This is a genomic window from Pseudomonas sp. BP01, assembly GCF_022760795.1.
In the GTDB taxonomy this organism is placed as follows: Bacteria; Pseudomonadota; Gammaproteobacteria; order Pseudomonadales; family Pseudomonadaceae; genus Aquipseudomonas; species Aquipseudomonas putida_Q.
This window is the reverse complement of sequence record NZ_JAFBKA010000001.1, coordinates 170,197-185,076: the sequence shown is the minus strand read 5'-3', so window position 1 is coordinate 185,076 and position 14,880 is coordinate 170,197. Positions and strand designations below refer to the sequence as shown.

General features: G+C 62.0%; 15 protein-coding genes. 14 read left to right on the top strand and 1 reads right to left on the bottom strand.

Features of this window, described 5'->3' with window-relative positions:
• Positions 1-63: 63 nt before the first annotated feature.
• Positions 64-816, bottom strand: a complete 753-nt coding sequence (gene flgA, locus JOY50_RS00810) for a flagellar basal body P-ring formation chaperone FlgA (protein ID WP_019471389.1) — start codon at positions 814-816, stop codon at positions 64-66.
• Positions 817-893: 77 nt separating this feature from the next.
• On the opposite strand from flgA, the gene JOY50_RS00805 reads away from it, so the two are divergent.
• From JOY50_RS00805 to JOY50_RS00740, 14 genes are all read left to right on the top strand, one after another.
• On the top strand, positions 894-1,823 hold the full coding sequence (locus JOY50_RS00805; RefSeq protein ID WP_019471390.1) for a chemotaxis protein CheV: 930 nt from the start codon (positions 894-896) through the stop codon (positions 1,821-1,823).
• Positions 1,824-1,874: 51 nt separating this feature from the next.
• The gene (gene cheR / locus JOY50_RS00800; RefSeq protein ID WP_132845467.1) at positions 1,875-2,702 is read left to right on the top strand and encodes a protein-glutamate O-methyltransferase CheR; all 828 of its coding nucleotides are present in this window, start codon (positions 1,875-1,877) and stop codon (positions 2,700-2,702) included.
• Positions 2,703-3,071: 369 nt separating this feature from the next.
• Complete coding sequence (gene flgB / locus JOY50_RS00795; protein WP_019471392.1) at positions 3,072-3,482, top strand: flagellar basal body rod protein FlgB; 411 nt, start codon at positions 3,072-3,074, stop codon at positions 3,480-3,482.
• A gap of 2 nt (positions 3,483-3,484) precedes the next feature.
• The gene (gene flgC, locus JOY50_RS00790) at positions 3,485-3,928 is read left to right on the top strand and encodes a flagellar basal body rod protein FlgC (RefSeq protein ID WP_243054646.1); all 444 of its coding nucleotides are present in this window, start codon (positions 3,485-3,487) and stop codon (positions 3,926-3,928) included.
• Positions 3,929-3,940: 12 nt separating this feature from the next.
• Positions 3,941-4,642: a flagellar hook assembly protein FlgD gene (gene flgD, locus JOY50_RS00785; protein ID WP_132845464.1), complete on the top strand. Its 702-nt coding sequence runs from the start codon at positions 3,941-3,943 to the stop codon at positions 4,640-4,642.
• A gap of 28 nt (positions 4,643-4,670) precedes the next feature.
• Positions 4,671-5,993, top strand: coding sequence for a flagellar hook protein FlgE (flgE, locus tag JOY50_RS00780; protein WP_132845461.1), 1,323 nt, complete (start codon positions 4,671-4,673; stop codon positions 5,991-5,993).
• A gap of 167 nt (positions 5,994-6,160) precedes the next feature.
• Positions 6,161-6,331 (top strand): hypothetical protein, encoded by a 171-nt coding sequence (locus tag JOY50_RS00775; protein ID WP_019471396.1) that lies wholly within the window; start codon positions 6,161-6,163, stop codon positions 6,329-6,331.
• A gap of 159 nt (positions 6,332-6,490) precedes the next feature.
• On the top strand, positions 6,491-7,231 hold the full coding sequence (locus tag JOY50_RS00770) for a flagellar basal body rod protein FlgF (protein ID WP_019471397.1): 741 nt from the start codon (positions 6,491-6,493) through the stop codon (positions 7,229-7,231).
• A 47-nt stretch (positions 7,232-7,278) separates the two neighbouring features.
• Positions 7,279-8,064: a flagellar basal-body rod protein FlgG gene (gene flgG, locus JOY50_RS00765; RefSeq protein WP_012273525.1), complete on the top strand. Its 786-nt coding sequence runs from the start codon at positions 7,279-7,281 to the stop codon at positions 8,062-8,064.
• 36 nt (positions 8,065-8,100) lie between these two features.
• Entirely contained in the window at positions 8,101-8,796 is a 696-nt protein-coding gene (gene flgH, locus JOY50_RS00760; protein WP_016488460.1) for a flagellar basal body L-ring protein FlgH, read from the top strand.
• A 12-nt stretch (positions 8,797-8,808) separates the two neighbouring features.
• Positions 8,809-9,918 (top strand): flagellar basal body P-ring protein FlgI, encoded by a 1,110-nt coding sequence (locus tag JOY50_RS00755; protein ID WP_025753854.1) that lies wholly within the window; start codon positions 8,809-8,811, stop codon positions 9,916-9,918.
• An 11-nt stretch (positions 9,919-9,929) separates the two neighbouring features.
• Positions 9,930-11,084: a flagellar assembly peptidoglycan hydrolase FlgJ gene (gene flgJ / locus JOY50_RS00750; RefSeq protein ID WP_243054645.1), complete on the top strand. Its 1,155-nt coding sequence runs from the start codon at positions 9,930-9,932 to the stop codon at positions 11,082-11,084.
• 12 nt (positions 11,085-11,096) lie between these two features.
• Positions 11,097-13,139 (top strand): flagellar hook-associated protein FlgK, encoded by a 2,043-nt coding sequence (gene flgK / locus JOY50_RS00745; RefSeq protein WP_132845456.1) that lies wholly within the window; start codon positions 11,097-11,099, stop codon positions 13,137-13,139.
• Positions 13,140-13,152: 13 nt separating this feature from the next.
• The gene (locus JOY50_RS00740) at positions 13,153-14,718 is read left to right on the top strand and encodes a flagellar hook-associated protein 3 (protein ID WP_132845453.1); all 1,566 of its coding nucleotides are present in this window, start codon (positions 13,153-13,155) and stop codon (positions 14,716-14,718) included.
• Positions 14,719-14,880: the final 162 nt, after the last annotated feature.

Genomic DNA, 14,880 nt, shown 5'->3' with positions numbered 1-14,880 from the left:
AACCCGTTCTCTGACACAGTTTAGGAAAAGCGGTTCCTGACTGCCAGCGCAATCTGTGGCGGGCTACATGCTCACCTCGACCTGGCCCGGGCCAGTCACCCTGGCCTTGACCACCCGTTTGGAATTCAGGTTGCGTACCCGTATCTGTTCGCTCAGGCCGCCCTTGCTCAAGGCCTCGCCCGGCATGCGCACGCTCAGGCTGCCGCTGCGGGCGATGATCACTACCTGGTCGCCCTTGCGCACCACCTCGGCCTGCTCCAGGTGCTGCGGGGTAAGCACCTGGTCGATGACCGTGGGGCGCAGCATCTTCATGCCCACCGCCTGGTCCAGTTCGGTCAGAAAACCCTGGCCAAGGGTGCCCACATCGCGCTCGCGCAGGGCCACGTCGCCTTCGCCCACCGTGTTGTCACGCTTGAGCGGGCGGGTGACCACCACCACGTCGCGGAACAACCGCACCGTGGCCGGGACAAACACCGTCCACGGCGCCGCGCTGTCGCAGCGTACCCGTACTGTCACCCGGCCAAGCGGCAGGGCGGGGCTTTCCAGCGAGGCGTCCAGCTGCTGGCTGCACAACGGCATGCGCAGGCGTGGGTCCAGCGGGTTGACCTGGATTTCATAACGGCCGGCGGTCTGGGTGGTGGCCAGGTAATCTTCGACGGTGAATTCAAGAAACCCTTGGGTGACACCGATAAGCTGTTCAGGCAAGGTGAGCGCGTCCGCTACCGTGCGAACGCCGGGCGCCAGCAGGCACAACGTGGCCAGCGAGCCAGTCAGCAGGCGCGTCAATCGTCGGAAAATTGTCGTTTTCGTATGCATGACGCTCAAAAAAGCAAAGCCCGTGCCGACTCGTAACCTGAGTTGCAACGAAAGGCTGAAAGATTAAGGAGTCTGGCATGGCGGGTGTTATGGATTCGGTCAACCAGCGCACGCAGCTGGTGGGGCAGAATCGCCTGGAATTGCTGCTGTTCCGCCTCAATGGCGAACAGCTATACGGCATCAACGTGTTCAAGGTCAGGGAAGTGCTGCAATGCCCTGCGCTGACCCTGCTGCCCAAGGCGCACCCGGTGGTGCGTGGCGTTGCCAACATTCGCGGGGCGACCATCCCGATCCTCGACTTGTCGATGGCCACCGGGATGCGCCCGCTGCAGGAAGAGACGCGCAACAGCTTCGTGATCATCACCGAGTACAACACCAAGACCCAAGGCTTCTTGGTGCACTCGGTGGAGCGCATCGTCAACATGAACTGGGAAGAGATCCACCCGCCACCCAAGGGCACCGGCCGTGACCACTACCTGACTGCGGTCACCCGGGTGGACAACCGCATGGTCGAGATCATCGATGTGGAGAAGGTGCTGGCCGAAGTGTCGCCGTCGTCCGAGTCTGTATCGGCTGGGGTGATCGATGCCGAGACGCAGGACAAGGCCGTGCTGATGCGGGTGCTGACCGTGGACGATTCGTCGGTGGCGCGCAAGCAGGTCAGCCGTTGCCTGCAGACCGTGGGGGTGGAGGTCGTGGCACTCAACGATGGCCGCCAGGCCCTGAACTACCTGCGCCAGCTGGTGGATGAGGGCAAAAAGCCTGAAGAAGAGTTCCTGATGATGATCTCGGACATTGAAATGCCGGAAATGGACGGCTATACGCTAACGGCGGAGATCCGCAGCGACCCGCGCATGCAAAAATTGCACATCTGCCTGCATACTTCGCTTTCCGGGGTGTTCAACCAGGCAATGGTCAAGAAGGTCGGCGCCGATGACTTTCTGGCCAAGTTCAAGCCGGACGACCTGGCCCAACGGGTGGTCGACCGGATCAAGGCAGCGCATTGAAGCAGCCGGGGGCAGGCCCCCGGCACCAGTGATTGAAAAGAGGCGGCAAGAGTGTCTACGGGTAATTTGGATTTCGAACAGTTCCGGGTATTCCTGGAGAAAGCCTGTGGCATCCTGCTGGGCGAAAATAAGCAGTACCTGGTTTCCAGCCGTCTCAACAAGCTGATGGAACAACAGGGCATCAAGAGCCTGGGCGAGCTGGTGCAGCGCATCCAGGCCCAGCCGCGCAGTGGTTTGCGCGAGCAGGTGGTCGATGCCATGACCACCAACGAGACCCTGTGGTTTCGCGATACCTACCCGTTCGAAGTGCTGAAGAACAAGGTGATCCCCGAGTTCATCCGCAACAACCCCGGCCAGCGCCTGCGCATGTGGTCGGCGGCTTGTTCGTCGGGGCAGGAGCCGTATTCCATCTCGATGGCCATCGACGAATTCGAGCGCAGCAACCTTGGCCAGTTGAAGATGGGCGCGCAGATCGTTGCCACCGACCTGTCCGGCACCATGCTCACCAACTGCAAGACCGGTGAGTATGACAGCCTGGCCATTGCCCGCGGCCTGTCCCAGGAACGCCTGCAGCGCTACTTCGACCCCAAGGGAGCGGGGCGCTGGGCGATCAAACCGGCGATTCGCAGCCGCGTCGAGTTCCGCTCGTTCAACCTGCTGGACAGCTATGCCAGCCTGGGCAAGTTCGACATCGTGTTCTGCCGTAACGTGCTGATCTACTTCTCGGCGCAGGTGAAGCGGGACATCCTGCTGCGCATTCACAGCACCCTTAAGCCAGGCGGCTACCTGTTCCTTGGCGCTTCGGAAGCGCTGAACGGGTTGCCGGACCATTACCAGATGGTCCAGTGCAGCCCGGGGATCATCTACCAGGCCAAGTAATCAAGAAGGCCGGCAGCGAAAACTGCCGGCCTTTTTTGTTGGCCTGCTCCGGCCTCTTCGCGGGTGAACCCGCTCCCACAGGTACCGCACCAGATTCGAAAACTGTGCAGACCCCTGTGGGAGCGGGTTCACCCGCGAAGGGGCCGGTACAGGGCAAACACTGACGTCAATTTTTTGGTTTGCCGCTTTTGCCGCCCGACAATTGCCGCTTTCGCCGCCCAGGGCGGAAGGCCTTTGCCGCTTTTCTGGCATCACCCTGACAGCACTGTGCCTCGTAGCCCCGTATTTGTGGGCTTTGCACGGGTTGGCACAGCCCTTGCTATACCTTGCTCAACGAAATTCCGGTCAACCTCCGAAGGTTTCCCCGACATGAGCATCAGCTTCGACAAGGCGCTTGGTATCCACGAAAAGGCCATGGGCTTCCGCGCCCAGCGCGCCGAAGTGCTGGCCAACAACATCGCCAACGCCGACACGCCCAATTACAAGGCGCGTGACATGGACTTCGCCTCTGTGCTGGCCGCCGAAAGCGACAAGCAGCAAAGCGGCCGTTTCGCCATGGACCGCACCAATAGCCGCCACATCGAAGCCGAAGGCCTCGCCATTGCGGGCGACGATACCCTCAAGTACCGCACGCCGCTGCAGCCGTCGATCGACCAGAACACCGTGGACGCGCAGATCGAGCAATCGAACTACACCGAAAACGCCATTGGCTTCCAGGCCAGCTTCACCTTGCTCAACAGCAAATTCAAAGGGCTGGTATCGGCCCTGCGGGGAGAATAACCATGTCCCTTTCCAGTGTCTTCAACATTGCCGGTAGCGGCATGAGCGTGCAAAACACGCGCCTGAACACCGTGGCTTCCAACATTGCCAACGCCGAAACCGTCTCGTCGAGCATCGATCAGACCTACCGCGCTCGCCACCCGGTGTTCGCCACCACCTTCCAGGATGCGCAAGCCGGCGGCAGCCAGTCGCTGTTCGAAGACCAGGGCGAAGCAGGGCAGGGCGTGCAGGTAAAAGGCATCGTCGAGGACCAGAGCACCCTGGAAGCACGCTACGAGCCAAACCACCCGGCGGCGAACAAGGACGGCTACGTCTACTACCCGAACGTCAACGTGGTCGAGGAGATGGCAGACATGATCTCTGCCAGCCGTGCGTTCCAGACCAACGCCGAGCTGATGAACACGGCCAAGAGCATGATGCAGAAAGTCCTGACCCTGGGGCAGTGATAGGAAGCCGACATGACCACTACCAACTCCACCTCTGACGTCAGCAGCGCGTACCTGACTTCGCTGCAGAAGCAGACGTCGAAAGCCGACAGCAGCACCGGCGCTGCCGGCAGCGCGCTGGGCAAGGATGCTTTCCTGCAGTTGCTGGTTACCCAGATGAAGAACCAGAACCCGCTCGACCCACAGGAAAACGGCGAGTTCGTGGCGCAGCTGGCGCAGTTCAGCAGCCTCGAGAGCATGCAGTCGCTCAATGACTCGGTGACCTACATCGCGGCAGGGCTGCAGTCCTCCCAGGCGCTGCAGGCTTCGTCACTGGTCGGGCGCAATGTGATTGTGCAGACCGACAAGGCGGTGGTCGACACCAGCAAGGATATGAAAGGCACGGTCAACCTGACGTCGTCCAGCACCGCTACTTCGGTGGGTATCTACGACAAGGACGACAAGCTGGTGCGCACCCTCGACCTGGGTACTCAGAAAGCCGGCAAGATCGACTTCACCTGGAACGGCCTGGACGACGACGGCGAAGCAGTGGCAGCAGGTACCTACAGCTTCAAGGCCACTGCCTCGATCGACGGCCAGGCCACGGCCATGACCACCAACCTGCCGGCCTCGGTCACCAGTGTGACCATGGGCACCAACGGTTCTGAGATGACACTCAACCTGGCTGGGCTGGGCAGTGTTGCGCTTTCCAAAATCCAAAGCATCGGCATCTAGGGCCTGAGCAAAACGACAGGAGTTACACATGTCTTTCAATATCGGCCTTAGCGGCCTCTATGCAGCAAACAAGGCCCTGAACGTTACCGGCAACAACATTGCCAACGTCGCCACCACCGGCTTCAAGTCGTCGCGCGCCGAGTTCGCCGACCAGTACTCCAACTCCGTTCGTGGTACCAGTGCCGGCAAGACAGTGATCGGCACAGGGGTAAAGACCGCCGCGGTTTCGCAGTTGTTCACGCCAGGCAACATCAATGCAACCGGCCAGGCGCTGGACATGGCCATCGATGGCAACGGCTTCTTCGCCCTGAACGACAACGGCTCGAAAATCTACACCCGTGCCGGGGCGTTCTACAGCGACAAGCAAGGTTATGTGGTAAATGCCGGGGGGGCCAACCTGCAAGGTTATGCAGTGGGCGAGGACGGCAAAATCATCCAGGGCGTGCTGACCAATCTGCAGATCGACACTTCCAACCTTACGCCGAAGCCGACCAGCCTCATCACGGAGAAGATCAACCTCAACTCAGCCGCAACCTCCCCGTCGATAACGCCGTTTGACCCCACCAACGCAAGTTCCTACAACTTCACGTTCAATACCCCGGTGTATGACAGCCAGGGCAATGAACACCAGATGAATCAATATTTCATCAAGGACGATGCGACCAACACCTGGTCCATGCACACCACCATCGATGGTCGCAACCCGACAGATCCGGCTTCCACCACGCCGTTGGTCAATGCGGTGCCCTTCAAGTCGGATGGTACGCTGGACAAGAATGCGCTGACTGCGGGTGATGTCGCAGGCGGTCTGAGCGTGGGTGAGGACAAGATGTTCCGGCTGAATGACTGGATCCCTGCGCAGAAAAATGCCGCCGGTGAGTGGTCCGCCAATGGCGCCATCGCTAATGCGGATGGTGTGAAGCTGGACATGCTGGGCGCTACCCAATACAACGCGTCGTCTGCAGAAATTGCCAAGTCCCAGGATGGCTTCGCCACCGGTGAGCTTTCAGGGCTGAGCATTGACCAGAACGGCTACCTGTTCGCCAGCTTCACCAACGGCAAGGACAAGGTGATTGGTCAGGTGGCCATTGCCAACTTCGCCAACCTGCAGGGCCTGACGCCGATTGGCGGCACCAACTGGAAAGAGTCCTACGCTTCGGGCGTGCCGGTGATCGGCGCCCCGGACACCGGTACCCTGGGCCAGATCTCGGGTGGTGCGCTGGAGGACTCCAACGTCGACCTGACCGGCGAGCTGGTCAACCTGATCAAGGCTCAGAGCAACTACCAGGCCAACGCCAAGACCATATCTACCGAAAGCACCATCATGCAGACCATCATTCAGATGACCTGATGGTCGTCTGCTAGTGTGGTTTTGTCTGTAATTGGGGCTGCATTGCAGCCCATTGCCGGCAAGCCAGCTCACACTGGAGGTTGCAATCCTCTGTGGGAGCTGGCTTGCCGGCGATGGGCCGCAAAGCGGCCCCAGGTTTATCAAGGTTCACGCCCATGAAACGGCTAATGCTTACCGCCCTCCTGGCCATGGCCTTACCGCTGTCGGCTGCTCCCGCCCCGTTCTATCTCTGGCAAAGCCTGGTGACCGGCCGCTACATGTGCTCGGCCAACAAGCTGGGCGAAGGCTGGGTGCGCCATTCGGGCCCCTACAACAACGCTGCCTGCCGCAGCCACTAGCCAACCTTTGCCGCAGGCGGCAAACATCCGCCGACAAACTGACGTTTGTTGCCCCTTGCCGCGCTGAAACCCCCGTAAACAGGCGGTTTAAGACTTGGTTCGATTATTGCTTCGGACCTGCCCAGTGACAGCGCGGCAGCGACGCGCAGAGGAGATACTGTGGACAAGTTGCTTTATGTGGCCATGACCGGCGCCAGCCAGAACGCGCTGGCGCAAAAGGCCCACGCCAACAACCTGGCGAACATTTCCACCAACGGTTTTCAGCGCGACCTGGAACAGGCGCGTTCGATGCCGGTGTTCGGCGACAGCTTTCCGGCGCGCGCCTTTGCCATGACCGAACGCCCGGCCACCGACTTCAGCGAAGGCCCGTTGGTCGAGACGGGTCGTGACCTGGATGTTGCCGTGACCGGCAAGGGTTTCATCGCCGTGCAGGCACCGGACGGCAGCGAAGCCTACGTGCGTACCGGCAGCCTGAACATCGACGCCCTCGGCGTGCTGCGTGCCGGCAACGGCATGCCGGTGATCGGCAACGGTGGCCCTATTGCCATCCCGCCGGAGCAGAAGGTTGAGGTCGGCGCCGACGGCACCCTCAGCATTCGCTCCATGGGTGAAGACCCGCGGGTGATGGCCGAGGTCGACCGCATCAAGCTGGTCAACCCGGACACCAAAGGCCTGACTAAAGGCCTGGACGGTCTGATCCACACCACCTCTGGCCAGCCGGCCGACGCCGACGTCAACGTGCGGGTGGTGGCGGGCTTCCTGGAAGGCAGCAACGTCAACGCTGTCGAGGAAATGACCTCGGTGCTGGCGCTGTCCCGCCAGTTCGAACTGCACGTCAAGATGATGAACACGGCCAAGGAAGGCGACGAAGCCATGGCTCGGGTTTTGCAAATCGGCTAATCACTTTTGAACGGGTGCCGTAAAACAGGCGCACGAGGAGAAACAACATGCTTCCGGCTCTTTGGGTCGCTAAAACCGGCCTGTCCGCCCAGGACACCAACCTGACGGTCATTTCCAACAACCTGGCCAACGTTTCCACCACCGGCTTCAAGCGTGACCGTGCCGAGTTCGCAGACCTGCTCTACCAGATCAAGCGTCAGCCTGGTGCGCAGTCGACCCAGGACAGCGAGCTGCCTTCGGGCCTGCAGGTCGGTACCGGTGTGCGCATTGTCGGCACCCAGAAGAGCTTCGTCGCCGGCAGCCTGCAAACCACCGAGAACCCGCTGGACATGGCAGTCAACGGCCGTGGCTTCTTCCAGATCCTGCAGCCGGACGGCACCGTGTCGTACACCCGTGACGGCACCTTCCACCTGAACTCCGACGGCCAGATCGTCACCGCTAACGGCTACGCCCTCGAGCCTGCCGTTGTCGTGCCGAACGACGCGCAAACCTTCACCGTCGGCCAGGACGGCACCGTATCGATCACCACGGCCGGCAACCCGGCGGCGCAAGTGATCGGCAACATCCAGACCGCCGACTTCATCAACCCGGCCGGCCTGCAGGCCATCGGCGACAACCTGTTCCTGGAAACTGCCGCCAGTGGCGCGCCGCAAGTCGGCACCCCGGGCCTGAACGGTTTCGGCACCACCCAGCAGCAGACCCTGGAAAACTCCAACGTCAGCACCGTGGAAGAGCTGGTGAACATGATCACCACCCAGCGCGCCTACGAGATGAACTCCAAGGTCATCTCCACCGCCGACCAGATGCTGTCGTTCGTGACTCAACAGCTCTAAGCCCTGTCGCTTCGTTACACCCGTGAGGTATGCACCATGAATCGTCTGTTGTCCGTGTTCGCCCTGGGGGGGGCGGTGTTGCTGGCAGGTTGCGTCGGCCCGACGCCCAAGCCCAACGACCCGTACTACGCGCCGGTACTGCCGCGCACCCCGTTGCCGGCAGCGGCCAACAACGGTTCCATCTACCAGGCCGGCTTCGAGCAGAACCTGTACAGCGACCGCAAGGCGTTCCGGGTGGGTGACATCATCACCATCACCCTTAACGAGAAAACCTCGGCCAGCAAGAACGCAGGTTCGCAGATCCAGAAGAACAGCAAGGCCGACATCGGCCTGACCTCGCTGTTTGGCAGCACACCGAACACCAACAACCCGTTCGGCGGCGGTGACCTGTCGCTGGAGGCCGGCTACAACGGCGAGCGCGCCACCAAGGGCGACAGCAAGGCCACCCAGGGCAACACCCTGACCGGTTCGATTACCGTGACCGTGGCTGAGGTGCTGCCCAACGGCATCATCGCCGTGCGCGGCGAGAAGTGGCTGACCCTGAACACCGGCGAAGAGCTGGTGCGCATTGCCGGCATGATCCGCGCCGATGACATCGCCACCGACAACACCGTGCCGTCCACCCGTGTGGCCGACGCGCGCATCACTTATTCCGGTACCGGCTCGTTCGCCGATGCCAGCCAGCCCGGGTGGCTGGACCGCTTCTTCATCAGCCCGCTTTGGCCTTTCTGAGTACGGATGACCATGTTCAACGTGAGGCAGCTGATTGCCGCAACCCTGCTCCTGTCCTGTGCCTTCGGTGCGCAGGCAGAGCGCCTGAAGGACATCGCCAGCATTTCTGGCGTGCGTTCCAACCAGTTGATCGGTTACGGCCTGGTGGTGGGGCTGAACGGCACGGGTGACCAGACCACCCAGACACCGTTTACCCTGCAAACCTTCAACAACATGCTGTCGCAGTTCGGCATCAAGGTGCCGGCCGGCTCCGGCAACGTGCAGCTGAAGAACGTCGCGGCGGTGTCGGTGCATGCCGACCTGCCGGCGTTCGCCAAGCCCGGCCAGGTGGTGGACATTACCGTGTCGTCGATCGGTAACTCCAAGAGCCTGCGTGGCGGCAGCCTGCTGATGACCCCGCTCAAGGGTATCGACGGCAACGTCTACGCCATCGCCCAGGGCAACCTGGTGGTGGGTGGCTTTGACGCCGAAGGCCGTGATGGCTCGAAGATTACCGTCAACGTTCCGTCGGCCGGCCGCATCCCGGGTGGTGCCAGTGTCGAGCGGGCCGTGCCGAGCGGCTTCAACCAGGGCAATACCTTGACCCTGAACCTCAACCGACCCGACTTCACCACCGCCAAGCGCATCGTCGACAAGGTCAACGACTTGCTCGGCCCAGGTGTGGCCCAGGCGGTGGACGGTGGTTCGGTGCGGGTCAGTGCGCCGATGGACCCCAGCCAGCGCGTGGATTACCTGTCGATCCTCGAAAACCTCGAAATCGACCCGGGCCAGGCGGTGGCCAAGGTCATCATCAACTCGCGCACCGGCACTATTGTCATCGGCCAGAACGTCAAGGTGTCGCCTGCGGCGGTGACCCACGGCAGCCTGACCGTGACCATTACCGAAGACCCGATCGTCAGCCAGCCGGGGGCCTTCTCCAATGGCCAGACGGCCGTGGTACCCCGCTCGCGGGTGAACGCCGAGCAGGAAGCCAAGCCGATGTTCAAGTTTGGCCCGGGCACCACGCTGGATGAGATCGTCCGTGCGGTGAACCAGGTGGGCGCAGCGCCCGGCGACCTGATGGCCATCCTCGAAGCCCTGAAACAGGCCGGCGCCTTGCAGGCCGACCTGATCGTGATCTGAGGACGGCGCGGATGAATATCAAAAGCCAGGTCTCCGGCAGTGCCGACAGCGGCGCCTATACCGACCTCAACCGCCTGAGTGCCCTCAAGCACGGCGACCGCGACAGCGAAGCCAACGTGCGCAAGGTGGCCCAGGAGTTCGAGTCGCTGTTCATCAGCGAAATGCTCAAGGCCTCGCGCAAGGCCAGCGACGTGCTGGCCGATGACAACCCGATGAACACCGAAACGGTCAAGCAGTACCGCGACATGTACGACCAGCAGCTGGCTGTGAGCATGTCCCGCGAAGGTGGCGGTATCGGTCTGCAGGATGTGCTGGTGCGCCAGCTGACCAAGGGCCGCAGTGCGTCGATCAATACCAGCCCGTTCCCGCGTGCCGACGGCAGTGGCCCGGCGCTGTGGGGCAACAAGGTGGCGGAGCCGGTGCATGCCACGGACTCGGCCACCACCCGCAACGACGTCGCCGCGCTCAACTCGCGTCGCCTGGCCTTGCCGAGCAAGCTCACCGACCGCCTGCTGGCCGGCATCGTGCCGGCCGCCGCCACGGCCAATAGCGCCGCCGTGCCGGCCCGTGACGGCCAGCAAGTGGCCAAGGCCTTCGCTGTGCCGGACAACGGCCTGCGCATTGTCGGCCGCGCCGTGGCCCAGCCGCCGCTGGCGCCGAACAAGGCCTTTGCCGACAGTGACGAATTCGTCGCCACCATGCTGCCGATGGCCGAGCAAGCCGCCAAACGCATTGGTATCGACCCGCGCTACCTGGTGGCCCAGGCCGCACTGGAAACCGGCTGGGGCAAGTCGGTAATGCGCAATACCGATGGCAGCAGCAGCCACAACCTGTTCGGCATCAAAGCCAGCGGTAACTGGCAGGGTGAGCAGGCACGGGCGATCACCAGCGAGTTCCGCGATGGCCAGTTCGTCAAGGAAACCGCGGCGTTCCGCAGCTATGACTCGTACCAGGACAGCTTCCACGACCTGGTAAACCTGCTGCAGGGCAATTCTCGCTATCAAGATGCGCTGGCCTCGGCCGATAACCCAGAGCAGTTTGCAAGAGAGCTGCAAAAGGCAGGTTACGCGACCGACCCAGGCTATGCGAAAAAGATCATCAGCATCGCCCAGCAAATGCAGACAACCCCGCAGTACGCCATGGCTGGCAGAACCACGAATCTATAAAAGGACTAAATCATGTCGAGCCTGATTTCGATCGGCCTGAGTGGCCTGAATGCCAGCCAGGCGGCATTGTCGGTAACCAGTAACAACATCGCCAATGCCGCGACCAGTGGCTATTCGCGCCAGCAGACGCAGCAGGTAGCAGGCCCTTCGCATAACATCGGTGCTGGCTTCCTGGGCACCGGGACCACGCTGGCGGATGTGCGCCGCATCTACAGCTCCTACCTGGACAACCAGCTGCAGACCGCCACCTCGCTGCAGGCCGATTCGGTCACCTTCCAGGACCAGATCACCAGCGTCGACAAACTGCTGGCCGACCGCGACACCGGCATCAGCTCGGTGCTTACCGCGTTCTTCTCGGCCCTGCAGACCGCAGCGGCCAAGCCCGGCGACGTCGCCTCGCGGCAACTGCTGCTGACGCAGGCGCAAACCTTGAGCAACCGTTTCAATGCGGTGAGCACCCAGCTGACCCAGCAGAACGCCACGATCAACTCCCAGCTCGATACCATGGCAGGGCAGGTGAACAAGCTCACCGCCAACATTGCCGAGTACAACAAGCAGATCACGGCGGCCAGTGCCTCCGGCAATACCCCCAACAGCCTGCTGGATGCACGCAGCGAAGCCGTGCGCCAGCTCAATGAGCTGGTCGGGGTGACGGTGCAGGAGCGTGACGGCAACTACGATGTGTACCTGGGCAGCGGCCAGTCGCTGGTCACCGGTACCAAGGCCAACACCCTGTCGGTGGAGCCGGGTGTGGCCGACAAGAGTCAGGTCAGCCTGCGCATCAACTATGACTCGTTCAGCTCGGACGTGACCTCGGTGGTTTCCGGTGGCGCGATTGGCGGCCTGCTGCGTTATCGCCAGGACGTGCTGACGCCGTCGATGAACGAACTCGGTCGTGTGGCCCTGGTGGTCGCCGACAGCATCAACAGTCAGCTGGGGCAGGGCCTGGATGCCAATGGCCAGTTCGGCAGCTCGCTGTTCTCCAGCATCAACAGCGCCACCGCCATTGCCCAGCGCAGCCTGGCCTCGTCGAACAACAGTGCCGGCTCCGGCAACCTGGATGTGACGATTGCCAACAGCGGTGCGCTGACCACCTACGACTACGAGGTGAAGTTCACCAGCGCCAACCAGTACAGCGTGCGCCGTTCCGACGGCACCGACATGGGCAGCTTCGACCTGAATACCGACCCGGCCCCCGTGATCGATGGTTTCAGCCTGGCGTTGAAAGGCGGTGGCCTGGCAGCCGGCGACAGCTTCAAGGTCATCCCCACCCGCGCCGCCGCCGGTAGCATTGCCACCACCCTCACCGATGCCAACAAGCTGGCCTTTGCCGGGCCGGTCAGTGCGACTGCGGGGAGTGGTAACAGCGGTACTGGCACTATCACCCAGCCTACGCTGGGCGAATCGCTGGATATCTATGGCGGTGCAGACACCGCATTGATCCAGCAGTCGATTCGCGAATCGATGCCGGTGCGCGTGGTGTTCGACGCCGCCAGTGGCGGTGCCCAAGGTTACAAGCTGTTCGATGCCAAGGGCACCCAGATCGGCACCGGCAGCGTGGTGCCTGGCCAGGACAACAAGTTATCCCTCGCCGTGCCAATGCGCGACGCCAGTGGCAACCCGATACTCGACGCCAGCGGCAAGCCGCGTACTTTTGCCGTTGAAACCACGATCGGCGGCAGCCCGGCGACCAATGACAGCTTCACCCTGTCGTTCAATGCCGACGGCAAGGCCGACAACCGCAACGCCAACGCGCTGCTGGACTTGCAGACCAAGTCGACCGTGGGCACCAACTCTGGCACTGGCACCAGCTTTACCTCGGCCTACGCGTCGCTGGTCGAGCGAGTAGGGGCCAAAGCCAGCCAGGCCACCATCGACACCACGGCGACCCAGGCGGTGCTCAAGTCGGCCACCGAAAGCCGCAGCGCGGTGTCGGGGGTCAACCTCGATGACGAGGCGGCCAGCCTGGTGAAGTTCCAGCATTACTACACAGCGTCGTCGCAGATCATCAAGACGGCGCAAGAAACCTTCTCCACTTTGATCAACGCCCTGTAAGGAGTAGCGGACCGTGCGTATTTCAACTGCTCAGTTTTATGAGACCAGCGCCAACAGCTACTCCAAAAACTACTCGGACCTGGCCAAAACCACCGAGCAGGTCACTTCGAAGTCGCGCATCCAGAGCGCTGGGGACGACCCGGTCGGTGCGGCGCGTTTGCTGGTGCTGCAGCAGCAGAGCGCCCTGCTGGACCAGTACAGCGGCAACATGACCACGGTCAAGAACGCGTTGCTGCAGGAAGAGAGCGTGCTCTCGACCATCAACGACGCTTTGCAGCGCGCCAGCGAACTGGCGATCCAGGCCGGTAACGGTGGCCTGAGCGATGCCGACCGCACCTCGATTGCCAGTGAGATCAAGGAAATCGAAGCCAACGTGTTTGGCCTGCTGAACTCGCGCGATGCCAATGGCGACTACATGTTCGGCGGCTCCAAATCGTCGACGCCGCCTTATGTGCGCAATGCCGACGGCACCTACAGCTACCAGGGTGACCAGACCCAGCTGAGCCTGCAGGTGTCCGATACCCTGCGCCTGGCTACCAACGACACCGGCTACAGCATTTTCGACCAGGCCACCAACAACAGTCGCACCCAGTCGAACCTGGTAGCGCCGTCGCCGGATGATGGCAAGGTGCTGCTGTCCGGCGGCCTGCTGACCTCGGCCACTACCTATGGCAACCAATTTGCTGCAGGCCAGCCGTACACCGTCAACTTCACCAGTGCTACCGAGTACAGCGTGAAGGATGCCGCTGGCAATGACATCACCAACGAAACTGCAGGCAAGGGCAAGTTCGACGTCACTACCGAAGGCGGCAAGATGATCTCGCTGCGGGGTGTCGACTTCGAGATCAACCTGAACCTGGCCGAAGGTGACGCTGCCGACGCGGTCGTGGCCGGGCACGTGTTTACCCTCGAAGCCAAGCCGGACACCCTGACCGCCACGCGCAGCGCGGGCAACCCTTCGACGGCGCAGGTGACGGGTGCCAGTACTACCGACGCGGACGCCTACCGCAGCACCTTCCCTAGTGATGGCGCGGTCATCCGCTTCACCAGCGATACCGAGTTTTCGCTGTATGCGCAGCCGTACAGTGCCGACAGCAAGCCGATTGCTTCGGGTGCCGTTGGGGCGGGCAATGCGCTCACGGTGGCAGGCGTTACCTACCAGTTCGACAGCGCGCCGAAGCAGGGTGACCAGTTCTCGGTGAATGCCAATACCCATCGCACGCAGAATGTGCTGGATACCCTGGGGCAGCTGCGCAGCGTCCTGGAAAAGCCGTTGGACACGCCTGAGGCGCAGGCTGCGCTGAAGGCCGCGACCGACTCGGCGATTTCCAACCTGTCCAGTGCTCGAGATCGCATCGACATTACCCGTGGCTCGATCGGTGCGCGAGGTAACTCGCTGGACATTCAGGCGCAGGAGAACGAAAGCCTGGGGCTGGCCAACAAAAGCACGCAAAGTGCTATTGGCGATACCGACATGGCCTCGGCGACCATTCAGCTCACCCTGCAGCAGTCCATGCTTGAAGCCTCGCAGCTGGCATTTGCGCGTATTTCACAGCTGAGCCTGTTCGACAAGATCTGATCCGCTTCGCTGCTCCATCAGGCTGGTAATGCCCTGTAGGAGCGGCCTTGCGTCGCGAAAGGGCTGCGAAGCAGCCCCGGCGATCTCATTGTTAAAGCGGAAACCTGGGGTTGCTTCGCAACCCTTTCGCGACGCAAGGCCGCTCCTACAGGGATTTGTGCC

Bases quoted from the DNA above. Each gene is read 5' to 3' on its own strand.
- flgH (WP_016488460.1), top strand. From the start codon at position 8,101: ATGAATCGTCTGTTGTCCGTGTTCGCCCTGGGGGGGGCGGTGTTGCTG.
- flgG (WP_012273525.1), top strand. From the start codon at position 7,279: ATGCTTCCGGCTCTTTGGGTCGCTAAAACCGGCCTGTCCGCCCAGGAC.
- JOY50_RS00775 (WP_019471396.1), top strand. From the start codon at position 6,161: ATGCTTACCGCCCTCCTGGCCATGGCCTTACCGCTGTCGGCTGCTCCC.
- flgC (WP_243054646.1), top strand. From the start codon at position 3,485: ATGTCCCTTTCCAGTGTCTTCAACATTGCCGGTAGCGGCATGAGCGTG.
- JOY50_RS00755 (WP_025753854.1), top strand. From the start codon at position 8,809: ATGTTCAACGTGAGGCAGCTGATTGCCGCAACCCTGCTCCTGTCCTGT.
- flgA (WP_019471389.1), bottom strand. From the start codon at position 816: ATGCATACGAAAACGACAATTTTCCGACGATTGACGCGCCTGCTGACT.
- flgE (WP_132845461.1), top strand. From the start codon at position 4,671: ATGTCTTTCAATATCGGCCTTAGCGGCCTCTATGCAGCAAACAAGGCC.
- flgD (WP_132845464.1), top strand. From the start codon at position 3,941: ATGACCACTACCAACTCCACCTCTGACGTCAGCAGCGCGTACCTGACT.
- flgJ (WP_243054645.1), top strand. From the start codon at position 9,930: ATGAATATCAAAAGCCAGGTCTCCGGCAGTGCCGACAGCGGCGCCTAT.
- flgB (WP_019471392.1), top strand. From the start codon at position 3,072: ATGAGCATCAGCTTCGACAAGGCGCTTGGTATCCACGAAAAGGCCATG.
- flgK (WP_132845456.1), top strand. From the start codon at position 11,097: ATGTCGAGCCTGATTTCGATCGGCCTGAGTGGCCTGAATGCCAGCCAG.
- JOY50_RS00805 (WP_019471390.1), top strand. From the start codon at position 894: ATGGCGGGTGTTATGGATTCGGTCAACCAGCGCACGCAGCTGGTGGGG.